Here is an 18834-nt window from a genome sequence, read left to right on the forward strand (position 1 = left end):
GCGATGCATCGATCTGTTGTGCCGGATTTTATTGACACACAACGCATGCAGTGTGGGGGCGGCTGCTGTCCACTCTCTTTAGGCGCTGACAAAAAAATTTATTTCACGCTATTATGGACAAATTATATTTACATAGACCATAATAGCGAACATGCCACGCAAACCGCCTATCGTCTTCCCTCAAGAACAGCGTCTCCTTTCCGCTCTGGGAGAGCGGCTGCGCCTTGCCCGTAAGCGACGCAAGCTAAGCAATGCCGTCGTAGCGCAACGAGCAGGAATTTCAAGGACCACCTTGTACAAGGTTGAGGCGGGTGATCCTGGAGCTACGCTGGGATCCTATGTTCGGGTTCTGGCCGCGCTTGGTCTTGAGGACGACCTCAATCAGCTTGGAGCCGACGACAGGGTTGGTCGTAAATTACAGGACCTGGCGCTTGAACCAACACCCAAGCGCCGCACGGCTACTCGTGCCAAAGCGACCAAACCCTCGTCAGCCCCAAACAGCGAGGAATCGACATGATCGCGCGGGACAACACCCTGGAAGTCTGGTTGGATGACGATCTCGGCCCTGCACGCCAAGTCGGCACGCTCGCCCATGATCGCGGCCAGATCCGCTTCCATTACGAACGCGATTGGCTACAAGACCCCCGCGCCTTCGCACTGGACCCAGACCTCTCTCTGGATGAACACCCCTTCTTCCCCAAGCCCGAGCTAGGCAACTTCGGCGTCTTCCTGGACTCGTCACCAGACCGATGGGGACAAACACTGATGAAGCGGCGCGAGGCCCTGCAGGCAAAGGATGAGCAACGCTCTCCTCGTACGCTGTACGCCTGGGATTTCCTGATCGGCGTGCAAGACCTCACTCGCCAAGGCGCGCTGCGCTTTCGCCGGCCAGGTACGGAAGCGTTTCTTGGCGACGAAAAAATGGCGGCTCCACCGGTAACGACGCTGCGAGAACTGGAAGCCGTGGCCTACCAGCTCAGCAACCGGCGTATCGACGATCTAGATGCGCTACGAAAATGGCTCGCCGTGCTCGTCGCACCTGGCGCGTCTCTGGGCGGAGCAAGACCAAAAGCCAACTTTACCGAAGCCGATGGTTCACTCTGGATCGGAAAATTTCCTGCACACGATGACGATCGAGACATCGGAGCTTGGGAATATATCGTTCATCAACTTGCCCAAAAAGCGGGGATAGACGTGCCGCCTGCGAAGCTCATCAAGCTAAACAACGACTTCCATACCTTCTGCGTCCAACGCTTCGATCGCGCCAACGGTTCACGACGCTTCTATGCCTCTGCAATGACATTGCTTCGCAAGGCTCAAAGTGAAGGTACGAGCTATCTGGAATTGGCGCAGTTCATTCGAGCTCAGGGCGACGCCGAGCATGCCGATGCAGACTTGGAACAGCTATTTAGGCGCCTCGCATTCAACGTCGCGGTCGGCAACCGCGACGACCACCTTCGCAATCACGGATTCGTACTTGGCGAGACCGGATGGAGACTCGCGCCTGCTTTTGACGTTAATCCGAATATCGACAAGGTAGAGCATGTCTTGAATATTGACGACGTCGACAATCGACCCAGCCTGGAGACTGTCCTCAGCACGGCCGCATTTTATGGGCTGGACGATGTGCAGGCCCGGCAAATTGTGGATGAAGTAGTCATGGTTGTCGATCGTTGGCAGGATGCTGCTCGCCGGATGCGTCTTAGCAGTGCGGACATTGATTTGACCGCAGGGGCGTTCTCGGCAAACAGGGCATAGAGAAGATGGCTGCCGTGCGGACGACTGCTTTCGGCTGCGGATTCAACCGTTGGATGCAACATGCTAGACGCCACATAAGCGAAAGGAGTGTTGCGGATGAAACAGCGGCCTCGAATCTACCATACAGAAAGCCCAGAAAGCCTTTATGTGGGGGTGCTACGTGGAGCGGGTGATGGGAATCGAACCCACGCTTGAGGCTTGGGAAGCCGCCGTTCTACCATTGAACTACACCCGCAATCGAGAGGCTCGACTGACATGCAAGGATTTGCGGGTAAAATGAAACACCAGCAAAATCCCTGAAGCCCCGTAGTTTACCTCATTTTGAATTCGCCAAAATCCCCACCACCAATTGTCACCACCCAGGCACCCTCGGGCAGCACCCATATCCGCAGCTTCGTTCATCGCCGGGCCCACATCACGCCCAGCCAGGAGCACGCCATCGCGCAATGGCTCCCGCTATGGTCGGTTTCCTATCAAAGCACACCACTGGATCTGACCGCCACCTTTGGGCGGTCGGCACCCACCATCCTGGAGATTGGTTTTGGCATGGGTGAAACCACCCAGCAGATTGCCCAGGCCCGGCCGGAAGACAACTTCCTGGGGGTAGAGGTTTTCAATGCAGGGGTTGGTGCGTTGCTGCGACGCATCCACGATCACGAAATCCCGAATATCCGCATCATCCAGCACGATGCCGTCGAGGTGTTGCGCGACATGATTGCGCCCGCCTCACTGGCAGGTGCACATATTTATTTTCCTGATCCCTGGCCCAAGAAACGTCACCATAAGCGCCGCCTGATCCAGCCGGATTTTGTGCGCCTGCTGGTCAGCCGCCTGGCACCGGGAGGCTATCTGCACTGCGCCACCGATTGGGAACACTACGCAGGACAAATGCTGGAGGTGCTGTCGGCCGAGCCGATGCTGGCCAATCAGTATCCAGCTTATGCACCGCGCCCCGATTACCGTCCGCTGACTAAGTTCGAAAATCGTGGGCTGCGGCTTGGACACGGGGTATGGGATTTGATCTTTACCCGGCGGCCTGCCACAACAGACACTCACTCAACCGAGGCTTTATAAATGTATCCGGAGATCGAACCCTACGCACATGGCTTTCTGGACGTAGGATACGGCCACCAGGTGTACTGGGAGCTGTGCGGTAACCCCAATGGCACGCCAGCCATTTTTCTGCATGGCGGCCCAGGTGCGGGCTGCTCGCCCACTCACCGGCGGGTGTTTGATCCACAACGGTACAAGGTCTTGCTGTTTGACCAACGCGGGTGCGGCCGGTCCTTGCCTTCGGCTTGCCTGGACCACAACACCACCTGGGACTTGGTGGCCGACATCGAGCGGCTGCGCACAGAGATCCTGCAAGCAGATCAGGCTGTGGTGTTCGGCGGATCCTGGGGTTCTACACTGGCATTGGCCTATGCCGAGACGCATCCGCAACACGTCAAGGCCTTGATTGTGCGCGGGATATTTCTGCTGCGCCTGGCCGAATTGCGCTGGTTTTACCAGGAAGGTGCTTCCTGGCTGTTTCCGGACATCTGGGAGTCCTACCTGGCGCCAATCCCGCAAGCTGAGCGCGACGACCTGATTCAGGCCTACCACCGCCGCCTTACCGGCACCGATACCGCAATGCAGCTGGCCGCTGCGCATGCCTGGACCCAATGGGAAAGCCACACCATCAGCCTGTTGCCCAATCCCGAACACGTGCAGGCCCATGCTGCAGACGCCTCTGCATTGGCCTTTGCCCGGATCGAAAACCACTATTTCGTGCACCGTGGCTTCATGGAAGAAGGCCAGCTCTTGCGTGACGCCCACAAACTGGCCAATATCCCGGGAGTGATCGTGCAAGGCCGCTACGACGCCTGCACACCCACCCGATCTGCCTGGGATTTGCACCAGGCCTGGCCACAAGCTGGTTTTCATCTGGTACCCGACGCTGGCCACGCCTTTGACGAACCGGGTATCCTCAAGCAATTGCTGGCAGCCACAGACCAGTTTGCCTAGCCAGCCAAACACACCCGTTTTTTATAGGCCCACCGGATGCGGCAATACGCATCCGGCAACCCGGCCTCGAGGTTTCTTTATGAGCATGACGATCAAACTCAATGGCAAAGCCACCCAGATCGAAGCCGCCTGGACAATACTGAACCTGCTGCAGCACCTGGGCTATCAGGACAAGCGGATCGCGGTAGAACGCAATGGCGATATTGTCCCCAAAAGCCTGCACGGCAGAACGCAGCTGGCCGAGGGCGACCAGCTTGAAATCGTGGTGGCGGTGGGCGGCGGCTAAGCCGCAAACCGGCTTTATCGAAAGCCGCCTTTACCCATCATGCCGCCAAGGCCTTTCATGCCGCCCATGGCGCGCATCATTTTGGCCATGCCACCTTTTTTCATCTGTTTCATCATGCCCTGCATTTGCTCAAATTGCTTGAGCATGCGGTTGACTTCCTGAACCGGCACCCCCGACCCTGCGGCAATGCGGCGCTTGCGTGAGGCCTTGATGAGTTCGGGTTTGGCACGCTCAAGCGGGGTCATGGAATTGAGGATGCCTTCGGTACGTGCCAGCTGCTTTTCAGCCTGCCCGCCTTGCACCTGGGAGGCTGCCTGGGCAAACTGTGCCGGGAGTTTTTCGAGCAAAGAACCCATGTCGCCCATTTTCTTGACCTGTTGGAGCTGGTCGCGAAAATCGTTGAGGTCGAAGCGATTGCCTGATTTAAGTCGTGCCGCCAGCTTTTGAGCCTCGGCAATATCGATATTTTTCTGCGCTTGCTCAACCAGCGAGACAATATCGCCCATGCCCAAGACGCGCTGTGCCATGCGCTCAGGGTGAAAAGGCTCGAGGCCGTCGAGTTTTTCGGAAACCCCTACAAACTTAAGCGGTTTACCAGTGATTTGCCGCACGGACAGTGCAGCACCCCCGCGGGCGTCGCCGTCCAGCTTGGTCATTACCACGCCTGTCAGGGGCAAGGCATCAGAAAACGCCTTGGCGACATTGACCGCATCCTGACCCTGCATCGCATCCACAACGAAGAGCGTTTCGATGGGATCAAGTTGGCTATGCAACTGACGGATCTCGTCCATCATGGCCTGATCGATACCCAGACGACCCGCAGTATCGACAATCAGGACATCGTAATGATGGCGCTTGGCATGATCCAGCGCGTTGTGCGCAATATCGGCCGGCTTTTGCGAAGGATCGGAGGGCAGAAAATCGACCCCCACTTGCGCCGCCACGGTTTTGAGCTGATCGATGGCGGCCGGGCGATAGACGTCGGCACTGACCACCAAGACCTTTTTGCGCCCGGTTTTGCGGCCCTGCTGGACGTGGTTGCCTTCGGACAGCCACTTGGCCAGCTTGCCAGTGGTGGTGGTTTTACCCGCCCCCTGCAAGCCTGCCATCAAAATCACGGCTGGTGGCTGAGCCGCCAGAGAAAGCTCGCCGGCCTCGGTGCCGAGATCGGCGCCCATCAGGCGGGTGAGTTCTTTATGAACAATACCCACCAGCGCCTGGCCCGGATTAAGGCTGCCGGCAACTTCTTGCCCCAACGCCGCTGTTTTTACGCGGCTGACGAACTCGCGCACCACTGGCAGGGCGACGTCGGCCTCGAGCAAAGCCAGACGAACCTCTCGCAACATTTCTTGCGTGTTGGCCTCGGTCAGGCGGGCCTCGCCGCGCATGGTCTTGACGATGCGCGAGAGACGGGAGGTCAGGTTATCAAGCATGGCTGGTTCCACAAAACTGGTTGATCTGTCGGCCTGCGCATAAAATGAATGCTTTTGCGGTGCACGCCGTGCACCTTAGACCAACAGGACTATGTCAGTCAGCATTGTATTTCACTTGCTTGCCGCGCTGGCCTACGCTGCATTGGGCATTGCATTATGGCGGCCCATTCTCAAGGCGCAAGACGTCACTCCCAGCTCGGCCCTGGGCCGCAGCTGCCTGCTCGGCGCCATCGCCTTGCACGGCATAGGGTTGCTGGCAGCCATTATTGTGCCCAAGGGCCTGTATTTAAGTTGGGCACTGGCCTTGTCGGCTGCCATCTGGCTGGGCATGATCGTTTTTTGGATAGAAAACTTTCTGCTGCGCCTGGATAGCTTACTGCTATTACTGCTGCCGGCAGCGGCTTTCATCAGCCTGCTGGCAGGTGTGTTTCCACAGGGATATCTGGTACCACACGCCAACAGCGACTGGCTGCGCGTTCATCTGCTGATCGCCATGACAGCCTACGGCCTGATCACAGTGGCGGCCCTGCATGCGATGCTGATGACGGTTCTGGATCGCCACCTGCACCGCCCGATCGAATCCATGGGGCAACAAAGCGCACTGGATCGGGCCATGGGGGCCATGCCGGCCCTGCTGACCCTCGAACAACTGCTGTTTCGCCTGATCTGGATCGGGTTTGGCGTGCTGACGCTAACGGTGATCACCGGTATTGTCGTGTCCCTGCGTCTCACCGGGCATGCCCTGCCCATGGACCACAAAACCGTGTTTACGCTGCTGTCGTGGGTCACTTTTGGCGTGCTGCTGGCAGGCCGCCAGATCAAGGGCTGGCGCGGGCGTATCGCCTTGCGCTGGACACTGGCCGGTTTTGCTTTTTTGTTGCTGTCCTACACAGGCAGCCGTTTTGTTCTCGAAGTCATTCTCCACAGAGGCTCTCTTGGGTAAGTTCTTGTTATGGGCCGTCATTATCCTGGCCGTCCTGCTGGTATCCCGCATCCTTAGTCACCAAAAGGCCGCCGCCAGGCAAGCCGCAGGCCGCCGCCAGGACGCCGACACCCGCCTGGCCGCAGAATCGATGGTGCGATGTGCGCACTGCCACATTTTTTTGCCACGATCCGAAGCCTACATGAGCCAGGGCAAAACCTGGTGCAGTGCCGACCACGCCCGCCTGGGGCTAAAAAAGTAGGGCGCCATGGCAAACGCACCGGACACCCCGGCAGCCAAGCAGCTTTTTAGCGCTTTGCCTGCCATCGGTGCAGACGGCTGGCTGCCGTCCGGGCCGGGGGTATTGCATCGGCCATCGCCCAACCACGACGCACGGCCCAACGCCGAAGATCCCTATCTGCTGGTGATCCACAACATCAGCCTGCCGCCCGGCGTGTTTCAGGGCAACTGCATCATCGATTTTTTTCAGAACTGCCTGGATATCAATGCCGACCCCTGGTTTGAGAATATCCGCGACGTTCATGTCTCTGCACATTTCCTGATCCGCCGCGACGGGGCAATTGTCCAGTTTGTGCCCACGGTGCTGCGCGCCTGGCATGCGGGTGTATCTGTCTTCGAAGGACGAGAGCACTGCAACGATTTTTCCATCGGCATCGAGCTTGAGGGGGCCGACACCGTGCCCTACACCGATGCGCAATACGCACGCCTGGATCAATTGGCCGATGTGATCCGCACCCGCCACCCGATCTGCGCCGTACAGGGGCACCAGCACATCGCCCCCGGACGCAAGACAGATCCGGGCGAGGCCTTTGACTGGGCACGGTTTCAGGGTAAACGGTAAAGGGCAGCCACCTGACGCGGCCGCCCGGATTGAGCCAAATCAGGCTTTCAGTGCTGCAGCGTGATGCGCGATGTGGTCGCCGATAAAGTTGGCAATAAAGTAATAGCTGTGATCATGCCCAGGATGGCGCCGAAGGGTTAAAGGATGGTTGCTGCCCTGGCAGGCGGCCTCCAAGAGCTCCGGGCGCAGCTGTGCAGTTAAAAACTCATCGTCCAAGCCCTGATCCACCAGGATGGGCAGACGCTCAGGCAAGACTGTCTGGATCAGTTCGACTGCATCCCATTGGGCCCAACCGGAGCGATCATCACCTAGATAAGCGGCAAAGGCTTTTTGCCCCCAAGCCACCTGTGACGGCGCCACAATAGGGGCAAGCGCAGACACACTGCAGTATCGGCCCGGATGGCGCATGGCCGTTACCAGCGCCCCATGACCGCCCATTGAATGCCCGGAGATACTGCGCCGGCCAGACGTTGAGAAATGCTGCTGGATCAAATCCGGTAGTTCCTGGGCGATGTAATCCTGCATGCGGTAATGCGTCGACCACGGCGCCTGGCTGGCATTCAGATAAAAGCCTGCTCCCTGGCCGAGGTCGTACGCCTCGTCATCGGCCACTTGCTGGCCACGCGGGCTGGTATCCGGGGCCACCACGATCAGTCCGTGCAAAGCGGCATAGGCCTGGGCTCCCGCCTTGCTAATGAAATTTTGTTCAGTGCAGGTAAGGCCTGACAGCCAGTACAACACCGGGCAGGGTTCACCACGCAGGGCGGCGGCCGGCTGATACACGGCAAACCGCATGGTGCAGCCCAGGACGGCAGACTCATGTTGCCAGACTTCCTGGCGTCCACCAAAACTGGCATGCTGCTCGACACAGCGCAGGGCTTCCTGACCCGAAAGATTGGTCATAGGGGATGATCCTTTAAAAAGGGCGCAAGAACCCGCACCCTCCGGTATTGAAGGGGGGGCTGATGGCCGGGTAAATCAGTAATGCACAACCGAACGGATCGATTTGCCTTCGTGCATGAGGTCGAACGCCTGGTTAATCCCGTCGAGCCCCATGGTGTGCGTCACAAACGGTGCCAGATCGATATCGCCACGCATGGCTTCTTGCACCATACCGGGCAGTTGCGAACGCCCCTTGACGCCACCAAAGGCCGTGCCACGCCAGGAACGCCCGGTGACCAGCTGGAACGGCCGGGTGGAGATCTCTTGCCCCGCCCCCGCCACACCAATAATGATGGACTGGCCCCACCCGCGATGGGCGGACTCAAGCGCGGCCCGCATGACATTGACGTTGCCAATGCACTCGAAGCTGTGATCCACGCCCCAGCCCGTCATGCCGACAATAACTTGCTGGATGGGTTCGGTGTGGTCTTTGGGATTGACGCAATCGGTGGCGCCAAACACCTTGGCCAGCGCAAATTTATCGGGATTGGTATCCACGGCAATGATACGGCCGGCACCTGCCTGGCGCGCGCCCTGCACCACCGCCAGACCGATGCCGCCCAGGCCAAATACCGCAACCGTATCACCTGGCTGCACCTTGGCTGTATTGCGTACTGCGCCAATACCAGTGGTTACCCCGCAGCCCAGCAGGCAAACCTGCTCTGGATTGGCGTGCGGATCAATCTTGGCCAGCGAGACTTCGGCAACCACCGTGTACTCGCTGAAGGTGGAGCAACCCATGTAGTGATAAATGGGCTGCCCCTGATAGGAAAACCGCGTGGTGCCGTCAGGCATCAGCCCCTTGCCTTGGGTGGCGCGCACAGACACGCACAGATTGGTTTTGCCGGACTTGCAAAACAGGCACTCACCGCACTCGGCGGTATACAGCGGGATGACGTGATCGCCAGGCGCCACGCTGGTGACGCCCTCGCCCACCTGCACCACCACGCCGGCGCCTTCGTGCCCCAGCACTGCGGGAAATACGCCTTCAGGGTCATCGCCACTGAGGGTGAAGGCATCGGTATGGCAAATGCCCGTATGGCTGATTTTGATCAGGACTTCGCCCTTGCGGGGCGGCTCGACATCGATCTCAACGATCTGCAGAGGCTTTCCGGCCTCAAAGGCCACAGCAGCACGGGATTTCATCAGCAAGACTCCGGTTTGTTCAACATCACGAGGGGAAGAGCCGATTATGGCCAGAAGCTCGGGATAAGACAAACCGGGCCACGGCCATGCATCAACACTCCATAGCACAAGGCCGGGCTGATCCGCGAGGACCCACCCGGCCTTGCGCAAGCGCTGGTTTAAATCAGGCGCTCAGCAGCAGCGCGTTCAGGCGTTTCACAAACGCTGCCGGATCCTTGAGGGCTGCGCCTTCGGCCAGCATGGCCTGATCCAGCAGCAATGCCGCCCACTCGCCAAAGGTGGCATCGGGCTGGGCTTCGAGACGCTTGACCAAGGCATGCTGTGGATTAACCTCCAGGATGGGTTTGACATCCGGGGCCTCCTGGCCGGCGGCCTTGAGCATGCGCAGCAGATGCGGGCTCAGCTCGTTTTCGTCTACCACGACGCAAGCGGGAGAATCCACCAACCGGGCGGTAGAGCGAACTTCTTTGACACGATCACCCAATGCCGCCTTAAGACGCTCGATGGTGGGCTTGAACGCTTCGGCCACTTCGGCCTGCTGTTTCTTTTCGTCTTCGTCAGCCAGCGCGTCAAGATCAAGCCCGCCTTTGGCTACCGATGCCAGCGACTTGCCTTCGAACTCGCGCAGGTGGGACAACATCCACTCATCGACACGGTCGGACAACAGCAACACTTCGATGCCCTTGCGACGGAAAACTTCGAGGTGCGGGCTATGAGCGGCCGCCGCATAGGAATCAGCGCTGAGATAATAAATCTTGTCCTGGCCTTCTTTGAGACGGCCGATGTAATCAGCCAGCGACACGGTCTGGACGGGGCTGTCGGTATAGGTGGAAGCAAAGCGCAACAGGCCAGCGATCCGGTCTTTGTTGGCGGGGTCTTCACCCATCCCTTCTTTAAGCACCTGGCCAAACTGCGACCAGAACTCGGCATATTGCTCGGGCTTGTCTTTGATCAGGTCATCCAGCAGGCCCAGGATGCGCTTGGCGCTACCTTCGCGAATGGAACGCACATCCCGGCTTTCTTGCAGGATCTCACGCGAGACGTTAAGCGGCAGATCGGCAGAATCCACCACCCCCCGCACAAACCGCAGATAGGCCGGCAGCAGTTGCTCGGCATCATCCATGATAAACACACGCTTGATGTACAGCTTCACACCACGGCGGGCATCCCGATCATAAAGATCAAAGGGGGCACGCTTGGGGATATACAGCAGCTGGGTGTACTCGCTGCGGCCTTCCACCCGGTTGTGCGTCCAGGCCAGGGGGTCGTCAAAATCGTGGGCAATGTGCTTGTAAAACTCTTGGTATTGTTCGTCAGTGATATCCGACTTGCTGCGCGTCCACAGGGCGTTGGCCTGGTTGACGGTTTCCCACTCGTCGCGGGTCACATGCTCGGATTTTTCGGCGTCCCATTCCTCTTTTTTCATCTGGATGGGCAAGGAGATGTGATCCGAATACCGACGCAGGACATCACGCAGTTTCCAGCCCGACAAGAACTCGTCTTCGTCGGCACGTAGCGTCAGGGTAACGGACGTGCCGCGCTGCGCGCGATCAATCGCCGACACCGAGAATTCACCCTGGCCATCAGACTCCCAGAGCACGCCCTCAGAAGCAGGCAGGCCAGCACGACGACTGCTGACCGACACTTTTTCGGCCACGATGAAGGAGGAATAAAACCCCACCCCGAACTGGCCAATCAGTTGCGCATCTTTTTGCTTGTCGCCCGTCAGCTGCGAGAAGAATTCGCGCGTGCCAGAGCGGGCAATCGTGCCCAGATTGGCAACAGCCTCGTCGCGCGACAGGCCAATGCCGTTATCGCTAATGGTGATGGTACGGGCATCCTTGTCAAACTCAACTTGAATGCGCAAGTCGGTGTCGCCCTCGAACAGATCCGGGTGATCAATGGCCTCGAAGCGCAGCTTATCGCAGGCGTCGGACGCATTGGAGACAAGTTCTCGCAGGAAGATTTCCTTGTTGCTATACAAGGAATGGATCATCAGATGCAGCAGCTGCTTGACTTCAGCCTGAAAGCCCAGGGTTTCAGAGGCTTGAGATTCGGTTTGGCTCATGGTGCGTAAATTTGGACAGTTGGAAAAAAAGGGGCACGCAGCCCGCCAGAAACGGGCTTAAGCCCACTGATGTGCAAATGGGGCCAACTGCGTTTTTTTCAAGAGGGGTCTGACAATGGCGGCAGGCCGGGTGGTGCCGGCGGCAAACGGCCGGCGGGGGCGCCGGATACGGCTTCAGGCCCTTTTCCCGCCACAGCCAATTGCGGCATGTCGATGGTCGACACCGGCCCGGTAAGCTGAGCGCCGTGATTGCGGATGATGTCGCCAATCTTCAGTAAGACGTCTTCCTGCACATCCATGTACTCGTTGTAATCCGTGCTTTCCGTGAATGCATACAAGGACAGCTTGAGCGAATAGCTGCCACAACTGCTGAAATTGAAGGCAAAGAAATCATGCCTGATGCCTGGGTGGCCGGCCAGCAGCGCCCGGCCATCAGCCACGATGTCACGCACGGCATCCATATCGGCATAGCGGATGTGGATGTCTTCCATGATGCGCCGCGCCGTCATGCGGGTATGGTTGATCACAGACTCTGTATTGAATTTGGCGTTGGGCACGTAAAAGGGCTTGCAATCGAAGCCGATCAGCCGGGTGGCGCGCCAGCCAATATGCTCTACCCCACCCGCCAGATCAGTGCCCGGAATGATGATGTACTCACCCACCTTGAAAGGCCGACTGGCAAAGATGGTCAACCCGCCCAGCAGGTTGGCCACCAGGCTTTGCGCAGCAAAACCCACGGCGATACCGCCCATGCCACCAAAGGCCAGCAAGCCGGCAATCGAAAACCCCAGGGACTGCATGATCATCAGCATGGCAGTAATGACCACCGACGCTTTACTGAGTTTGCCGATGGCATCCGCCGCGGTGGGGTCGAGTTCTCGGCCGCGCGCCCGGGCACGATCCAGCAAATTAAACTGGATCTGATTGACGGCCCGCAACAAAAACCACATCCCGATCAGGATGACCAACACATCGCGCACCGGCCCGATCCCGTGAGCCAGCACAGAACTCTCGGCCAGATCGCTATCGTGCTGCACCAACAAGCTGCCGGCAAGGGCGATTCCCAGCACCCAGATCAGCACCTGGGCCGGGATTTCTATCCCCGACAACAGGCCATGCGCCCAAACGTGGCGTGCCGGATGCAAACGCCTGACAACACGTGCCAACAGCATCCGCAAAACGGTACCCAGCACCAGAGCGGCCAGCACCGTAAAAAAAACCAGGATACCAGCCTCCCACTCCTGATAGATCGACATGAATTGCTGGAGCAGGGTGTGTGCCATCAAATTGATTTTCCTTATTTGTCCAGGGGTTGATCACCAGTGTAACGGCCCTATTGGAGACATTTCAAACCGGACCCCACCGCAAAAATCAGGATACGATCGCCCGCGAAACACACAAGCCCAGGCGGGACATTGCAGTCGCATTATTTGCAAAGGCAAATAAGCGCTATTTGCAATACTCATGCTTCCATACCCTTAAGCATCGGGCATTTGTACCGTTACCCGAAACGAGGCCTGGCGTACTTCTGATACGCATGACAACCTTACTGGCCACCGGAGACACACCTTATGTTCAAGCACCGAGCCCCCAAGGGCCGCCTGACCCGTGCAACACTGGGTACCCAACTGTTTATTGCTGCCACGCTTAGCACGATTCTTGTGATGGCGGCCCTTGCTGCCACGGTTACCTGGCAAAGCCGGCAAACAGCCATTGCCAATGTCAGCGCCGCCAACCGGATGGGCTTGCAGGATTACAACCGGATCCTGCAGCTGATCTACGACATCGCCTCGGATCGCGGGCGTTCGCTGTATCCGGTGTTGCTTCGCTACACGGGCGGCACGCCAACCCTGCAGGGCAGCAGCCGCAACGGCCAGCCTATCATGGTGGCCAACGGCAAAGAGCTTAATGGCAACAAGGCCTTGATGAACAGTGTCACCGGCATGACAGCCGAGCTCTACGCCCGAACCCAAGATGGCTGGATGCGCATCGCCAGCGCCTACCAGGATAAACCCGGCCACGCCCTGGGGGATATGCTGAAAGCGAATGATCCCATTGCCCGTGCCCTGGACAGCGGCACAACCGCCGACCTGCCCGAGTTGGTGGACAACAAATGGAACCTGGTGACCACTCATCCCTTGAAGGATGACAGCGGCAAGGTCTACGGCGGTATCGTCAATCGACTGGATATCAGCGCCCAACTCAACCCTGTCCTGAAAGACCTCACCGAAACCATGCTGGCAGGCTTCGGGCAGCTGTTTATTATTCGCTCAACCCCGGACAATCAAGACTGGATCCGTGTAGCCGGCATGTTCGGCAAGCCTGGTGATTTGCTCAGCGCGGGCAATTCGCCAGAGGATTTTGCCACCCTGAACAGTACGTTTCGCAACGCCGACATCGGCGCCCAGGCAGTGCACGTCACCAACCAACCCATCTTTTTGTCCTGGAAATCCATCCCCCGCTGGGGCTGGACCATCTACGGCTTTGGGCCCGTCAGTGATTACCTGGCCCAGAGCACACGCCAGATGTGGATTCAGCTGAGCCTGATGCTGGTGGGTACGCTTCTGATCGCCCTGGCCATCTTCTGGCTGGCGCGCCGCACCTTAAAGCCCGTAGACGGGGTGGTCAGGGGCTTGCAACGCCTGGGCCAGGGAGACCTTGGCCAGGAGATCCCTGACAGCCCGGCACATAGCCACAACGAAGTGCACCTGTTGCAAAGCAGCCTGAAAGAAACCCAGCAGGCACTGCGCACCATGATCAGCCAGGTACGGTACAGCGTGGGTGAAATCCACACTGGCGCCCAGGAGATCGCCTCAGGCAATACGGACTTATCCAGTCGCACCGAACAGCAAGCGGCGTCGCTGCAGGAAACCGCAGCCAGCATGGAAGAGCTGGCTTCCACGGTGCGCCAGAATGCCGACAACGCCAGGCAAGCCAAAGAACTGGCCTCCAGCGCATCCAACACTGCACACCAGGGCGAACAGGCGGTTGAGGGCATGGTTGGCACCATGCAAAGAATCCAGGACAGCTCTGTTCGGATCACCGACATTATTGGTGTCATCGACAGCATCGCGTTTCAAACCAACATTCTGGCGCTCAATGCAGCGGTCGAGGCGGCCCGGGCAGGAGAACAGGGCAAAGGCTTTGCTGTGGTGGCCTCCGAGGTACGTGCCCTGGCACAGCGCTCGGCCGATGCGGCCCGCGAGATCAAGGGCCTGATCACGCACTCGTCAGAGCAGATCCAGGCAGGCACCCATCAGGCGGATACTGCGGGCACCATCATGCAAGAGGTGCTGAGTGCGGTCGATCGGGTCAGTCAGATCATGGCGGATATCGCCTCTGCATCCAACGAACAATCCACCGGGATTGATCAGGTCAACCTGGCCGTCACCCAGATGGATCAAGTCACCCAGCAAAATGCCGCGCTGGTGCAAGAAGCCGCCGCGGCAGCAGATTCATTGCGCGACCAGGCTCGGCAATTGGCCCAAAGCGTCGCTGTATTCCAGACGGGAGAACCCCACGCCGAGGAAACCTCGGTCGCGCAACCCGCTCTTTGGGCCCCTGCACAGCGGTTGCTACAAGCCTGATACCCCCGCTACATAAAATGCATGCTGTTATCCGCTGCCGACATCACCCTAGTATCGGGTAACGGCAGCAGGATACAGCTGTTTTTTTGAACTCCCGATACCTCCGTAAGGATAATGGTTCTTATTTGCCTTACAATTATCTTGAATTCATTTTCGAGAGCTTGAGCATGAAAACCTCCTCACGTCGTCAATTTTTGCGTGGCAGCACTGTGCTGGGCGCCAGCGCTTTACTGGGTATCCCGGTCTTGCACAGTGCCCGTGCCGCCGATGCCCAGACGTTGGTGCTGTATAACGGCCAGCACTCCAAAACCACCAATGCCCTGGTGGCAGCCTTTACCAAGGCCACGGGCATCCAGGTGGAGATCCGCAAAGGCAGCAGTACACAGCTGGCCAACCAGATTATCGAGGAAGGTGAACACTCTCCGGCTGACGTTTTTTACGCGGAAGAAAGCCCCCCGGTGGCTGCTCTCGCCGAAAAAAGCCTGTTGGCCACCTTGCCCAAGAGTACGCTTGACCAGGTACTGCCCGCCTACATCGCCCGGGATAGCACCTGGACAGGCGTCAGCGCCCGCAACCGCGTCATCGTATTTAACAAGGACATGGTCAAGACATCCGAGCTGCCGGCTTCCGTCATGGACATGGCCACAGCCGCCTGGAAAGATCGTGTCGGATTTGTGCCCACCAGCGGCTCATTTCAAGAGCAGATCATCGCCATCAAGCTGCTTAAGGGCCGCGATGCCGCTCTCACTTGGCTCAAGGGTCTCAAAGAATTTGGCCGCATCTACAACGGCAACATGGCTGCCATGCGTGCCGTTGAGCGCGGCGAAGTCGCCACAGCGCTGGTCAACAATTACTACTGGTTTATCGTAGCCAATGAAGTTGGTGCCAGCAACATGAAAGCCGGCTTGCATTATGCAGCGCCCAAAGACCCCGGTGGGTTGATCACCGTCTCTGCTGCTGGCGTGCTTAAAACCGCTCGCAATGCCGAGGCGGCACAAAAGTTCGTGGCATTCATGGTAAGCCAGGCGGGACAAGAGGCTATCGTGGATACCGTTGCCGAATACCCGCTGCGGCCCGGCGTCAAATCACCATTCGACCTCAAGCCCTTCGATCAACTCATGCCTCCTGACGTCAGCCCTGCCGACCTCGGGGACGCCGCTGACGCACTGGCGCTGCGCCGGGAGGCCGGCTTGGCGTGAGGCGAACTGGTTTTTTGGCGGGCCGACGGCCCGCCATGCCGCCCGCCTGGATGACCTTTGCCGCACTGTTGCCAGTGGGCCTGGTCATCCTGCCCTTGATCTATATTGCTCTGCGTACTGCTCAAACCGGCCTGGCCGGTGCAGCCGCAGAGCTTTTTCGTGCCCGCAACCTTGAGCTGCTGACCAACACTGTTACCCTGGCTGTGGGTGTCATGCTGCTGGCCTCAGTGATCGGCCTGTCCGTGGCATGGTGTGTCGAACGCACCGATTTGCCGGGACGCCGTTTCTGGCGCGTTGCCGCCGGCCTGCCGCTGGCCGTCCCCGCCTTTGTCTCCAGCTATGCATGGGCCTCGATCAACGTGATGTTTCAGAATCTCGGGGGCGCCATCCTCATTTTGGCCTTATCCACCTACCCCTTGGTATATCTGCCAGTGGCCGCTGCGCTACGCAGCACCGACCCAGGCCTCGAGGATGTCTGTCGATCCTTGGGCCACGGCCCCTGGCACGCTTTTACACACGCCCTGCTACCGCAACTGCTGCCCGCACTGGGCGGTGGCGCGTTGCTGGTACTGACTCATATGTTTGCCGAGTTTGGCGCGCTGGCCCTGTTACGGGTGCAAACCTTTACCACAGCCATCTTTGAATCCTACGAACTGCAGTTTGACAGCGCCTCGGCCGCCATGCAGTCGATCGTCCTGATGTTGCTGTGCATCCCTGCCGCCTGGGCCGAAATGCGCCTGCGGGCAGGCCGGCGCATTGCACGCGTAGGGCGCGGCGCCACACGCCAGTCACAAGCCATTGTGCTGGGCCGCAAAACCTGGCCGGTTTTGGGCGCCTTCGGATTTTTAGGCCTTGTGTCCCTGGGTGTGCCTCTATCCATTCTGGCGTACTGGCTGGTAAAGGGCAGCTCGGCCGGCCGGGGCTATGCGCATATTCTCCCAGCCATCGAGGGCACGCTAACTCTGGCCGGCTCAGGTGCATTGCTGACCAGCCTGCTGGCGATTCCCCTGGTATTGGTGGCAAGCCGACATCGCGGCCATCTGGCCCAGATTGCCGAACGCCTGCCATACATTGTGCACGGCCTCCCGGGCGTCGTGGTAGCCCTGGCGCTGGTGTTTCTCTCGATCCGACTGGTGCCGTCGCTGTACCAGGGCATGACAGTACTGCTGATTGCCTACGCCATCCTGTTTTTACCACTGGCACAATCATCGCTGCGCGCCTCCATCGAACTGGTGCCTCCGCAGATCGAATCCATCGCACGCAGCCTGGGACGACGCCCTTTTCATGTATTCCTGACGGTGATCCTGCCCAATATTGCGCCGGGCATAGGCGCTGCGCTGGCCCTGATGATGCTGGAGATTGTGCGCGAACTCACCGCCACTCTGATGCTGGCCCCCACAGGCACCGTTACACTGGCCACTGAGGTCTGGACATACACCGCCGACGCCGAATATGCAGCTGCAGCCCCATTTGCAGCTCTGCTGGTGCTGGTGTCAATCTTGCCCGTCTGGGTCTTTACCCGCCGCATGCTGCACCATGGACATTAAAACTGCACACCCCATGATCCTCTCGGGGATCCACAAATACTTTGGCCGCACCGAAGTGCTGGCTGGTATCGACCTGAGCATCCCTGCCGGATCCGTGCTGGCGTTGCTGGGGCCCTCGGGCTGCGGCAAAACCACATTGCTGCGCCTGATTGCGGGCTTTGATCCCCTGGACGAGGGCCAGATCGCCTTTGGCGGGCGCACCATGGCCACCGCCAGAACCTGCGTGCCCCCCGAACAACGCGCCATCGGTTATGTGCCCCAGGAAGGCACCCTGTTTCCGCACCTGACCGTCGAAGGCAATATCCGCTTTGGCCTAACGCGCCGCTCGGGACGGCACGAGCGCGTCAAAGAAGTACTGGCACTTACCGGCCTGTCTGGTCTGGGCCAGCGCTTTCCGCACGAGCTCTCGGGCGGCCAACAGCAGCGTGTCGCCCTGGCACGCGCCCTGGCCCCAGGCCCCTCTCTGGTACTGCTGGACGAACCTTTTAATGCTCTGGATCTGGATCTGCGGCGCAGCATGTGCGAAGAGGTCATTCGGGTACTGCGACAAACGGGCACCATGACCGTACTGGTAACACACGACCCCGGAGAAGCCTTTGCAGTGTCCGACCAATTGGCAGTGATGCAATCGGGCCGCATCATGCAATGCGCCCGGCCCGAGGATGTGTACTGGCAGCCCGCCAGCGCAGCGGTGGCCCGCCTGACGGGTGCCGCCCTGTTTGTGTCAGGCCAATGCCGCAGCGACGGCACCGCATACTGCGCGCTGGGCGACGTCCACCTGCATGCCGGCAGCCCCTGTCAGGCGGGCGCCGCCCAGATTGTGGTGCGCCCCGAGCAGGTGCAGTGGACGGAATCCGGATCAGGCGTCGCCGCGCGCGTCAGCTATCGCTCGTTTCGCGGCGATCACACCCTGATCGGCGTGGATCTCAAAGACCTTTGCCTGGATCTGCGCATGCCCTCTTTAACAGCGCCAGCATTGGGCGCGCAGGGCTGCCTTCGGGTATTGGGCAAGTGCATGGCCTACGCCGACGCCTGAGACCCGAAACGGGCAACTTACCCCAAACAGGTGCAGCGACC

The 18834-nt window shown here is 59.1% G+C and carries 16 protein-coding genes, 1 tRNA gene and 1 pseudogene; 12 read left to right on the top strand and 6 right to left on the bottom strand.

Annotated features, from left to right (window positions below):
- The first annotated feature begins 151 nt into the window (after positions 1 to 151).
- Together WA928_RS02650 and WA928_RS02655 are read left to right on the top strand one after the other, a co-directional pair.
- Entirely contained in the window at positions 152 to 517 is a 366-nt protein-coding gene (locus WA928_RS02650; RefSeq protein ID WP_424299157.1) for a helix-turn-helix domain-containing protein, read from the top strand.
- Entirely contained in the window at positions 514 to 1758 is a 1245-nt protein-coding gene (locus tag WA928_RS02655) for a type II toxin-antitoxin system HipA family toxin (RefSeq protein ID WP_424299160.1), read from the top strand. Before WA928_RS02650 ends, WA928_RS02655 begins: the two co-directional genes overlap by 4 nt.
- Before the next feature lie 161 nt (positions 1759 to 1919).
- Here the strand turns inward: WA928_RS02655 and WA928_RS02660 are convergent.
- Positions 1920 to 1993, bottom strand: a tRNA-Gly gene (locus tag WA928_RS02660).
- Positions 1994 to 2079: 86 nt separating this feature from the next.
- Here WA928_RS02660 and trmB point away from each other — a divergent pair.
- The 3 genes from trmB to thiS all read left to right on the top strand — a co-directional run bounded on the left by trmB (position 2080) and on the right by thiS (position 4051).
- Complete coding sequence (trmB, locus tag WA928_RS02665; RefSeq protein ID WP_424299163.1) at positions 2080 to 2832, top strand: tRNA (guanosine(46)-N7)-methyltransferase TrmB; 753 nt, start codon at positions 2080 to 2082, stop codon at positions 2830 to 2832.
- Positions 2833 to 3765 carry a prolyl aminopeptidase gene (gene pip, locus WA928_RS02670; RefSeq protein ID WP_424299166.1) on the top strand — a complete coding sequence of 311 codons (933 nt, stop codon included), beginning with the start codon at positions 2833 to 2835 and terminating at the stop codon, positions 3763 to 3765.
- 85 nt (positions 3766 to 3850) lie between these two features.
- Positions 3851 to 4051: a sulfur carrier protein ThiS gene (thiS, locus tag WA928_RS02675; RefSeq protein ID WP_424299601.1), complete on the top strand. Its 201-nt coding sequence runs from the start codon at positions 3851 to 3853 to the stop codon at positions 4049 to 4051.
- Positions 4052 to 4065: 14 nt separating this feature from the next.
- Here the strand turns inward: thiS and ffh are convergent, their stop codons facing one another.
- On the bottom strand, positions 4066 to 5484 hold the full coding sequence (gene ffh, locus WA928_RS02680) for a signal recognition particle protein (protein ID WP_424299169.1): 1419 nt from the start codon (positions 5482 to 5484) through the stop codon (positions 4066 to 4068).
- A gap of 91 nt (positions 5485 to 5575) precedes the next feature.
- On the opposite strand from ffh, the gene WA928_RS02685 reads away from it, so the two are divergent.
- From WA928_RS02685 to ampD, 3 genes are read left to right on the top strand one after another with little or no spacing between them, the layout of a single operon-like run.
- Positions 5576 to 6427, top strand: coding sequence for a cytochrome C assembly family protein (locus WA928_RS02685; protein WP_424299172.1), 852 nt, complete (start codon positions 5576 to 5578; stop codon positions 6425 to 6427).
- Complete coding sequence (locus tag WA928_RS02690; RefSeq protein WP_424299175.1) at positions 6420 to 6668, top strand: PP0621 family protein; 249 nt, start codon at positions 6420 to 6422, stop codon at positions 6666 to 6668. The genes WA928_RS02685 and WA928_RS02690 overlap by 8 nt, the downstream gene beginning before the upstream one ends.
- A 6-nt stretch (positions 6669 to 6674) precedes the next feature.
- A complete protein-coding gene (gene ampD / locus WA928_RS02695) occupies positions 6675 to 7268 on the top strand; it encodes a 1,6-anhydro-N-acetylmuramyl-L-alanine amidase AmpD (RefSeq protein ID WP_424299178.1) in 594 nt (197 codons plus the stop codon).
- 39 nt (positions 7269 to 7307) lie between these two features.
- Here the strand turns inward: ampD and fghA are convergent, their stop codons facing one another.
- The 4 genes from fghA to WA928_RS02715 form a co-directional block, all read right to left on the bottom strand.
- Positions 7308 to 8171, bottom strand: a complete 864-nt coding sequence (gene fghA / locus WA928_RS02700) for an S-formylglutathione hydrolase (protein ID WP_424299181.1) — start codon at positions 8169 to 8171, stop codon at positions 7308 to 7310.
- A 75-nt stretch (positions 8172 to 8246) separates the two neighbouring features.
- Positions 8247 to 9356, bottom strand: coding sequence for an S-(hydroxymethyl)glutathione dehydrogenase/class III alcohol dehydrogenase (locus WA928_RS02705; protein ID WP_350379698.1), 1110 nt, complete (start codon positions 9354 to 9356; stop codon positions 8247 to 8249).
- 163 nt (positions 9357 to 9519) lie between these two features.
- Entirely contained in the window at positions 9520 to 11424 is a 1905-nt protein-coding gene (htpG, locus tag WA928_RS02710) for a molecular chaperone HtpG (protein WP_424299184.1), read from the bottom strand.
- Positions 11425 to 11522: 98 nt separating this feature from the next.
- Positions 11523 to 12707 (bottom strand): mechanosensitive ion channel family protein, encoded by a 1185-nt coding sequence (locus WA928_RS02715; RefSeq protein ID WP_424299187.1) that lies wholly within the window; start codon positions 12705 to 12707, stop codon positions 11523 to 11525.
- A 600-nt stretch (positions 12708 to 13307) separates the two neighbouring features.
- Between WA928_RS02715 and WA928_RS02720 the strand changes: the two are divergent.
- The 4 genes and pseudogenes from WA928_RS02720 to WA928_RS02735 form a co-directional block, all read left to right on the top strand.
- Positions 13308 to 15011 (top strand): annotated as a pseudogene (locus WA928_RS02720) (methyl-accepting chemotaxis protein); the annotation flags it as partial.
- Between the two features lie 167 nt (positions 15012 to 15178).
- Positions 15179 to 16210, top strand: coding sequence for an extracellular solute-binding protein (locus WA928_RS02725; RefSeq protein ID WP_424299190.1), 1032 nt, complete (start codon positions 15179 to 15181; stop codon positions 16208 to 16210).
- Between the two features lie 35 nt (positions 16211 to 16245).
- Entirely contained in the window at positions 16246 to 17757 is a 1512-nt protein-coding gene (locus WA928_RS02730) for an ABC transporter permease (protein WP_424299193.1), read from the top strand.
- Positions 17747 to 18793 (top strand): ABC transporter ATP-binding protein, encoded by a 1047-nt coding sequence (locus WA928_RS02735; protein ID WP_424299196.1) that lies wholly within the window; start codon positions 17747 to 17749, stop codon positions 18791 to 18793. The genes WA928_RS02730 and WA928_RS02735 overlap by 11 nt, the downstream gene beginning before the upstream one ends.
- Positions 18794 to 18834 lie beyond the last annotated feature (41 nt).

The organism is Castellaniella sp., from assembly GCF_049651205.1.
In the GTDB taxonomy this organism is placed as follows: Bacteria; Pseudomonadota; Gammaproteobacteria; order Burkholderiales; family Burkholderiaceae_B; genus Castellaniella.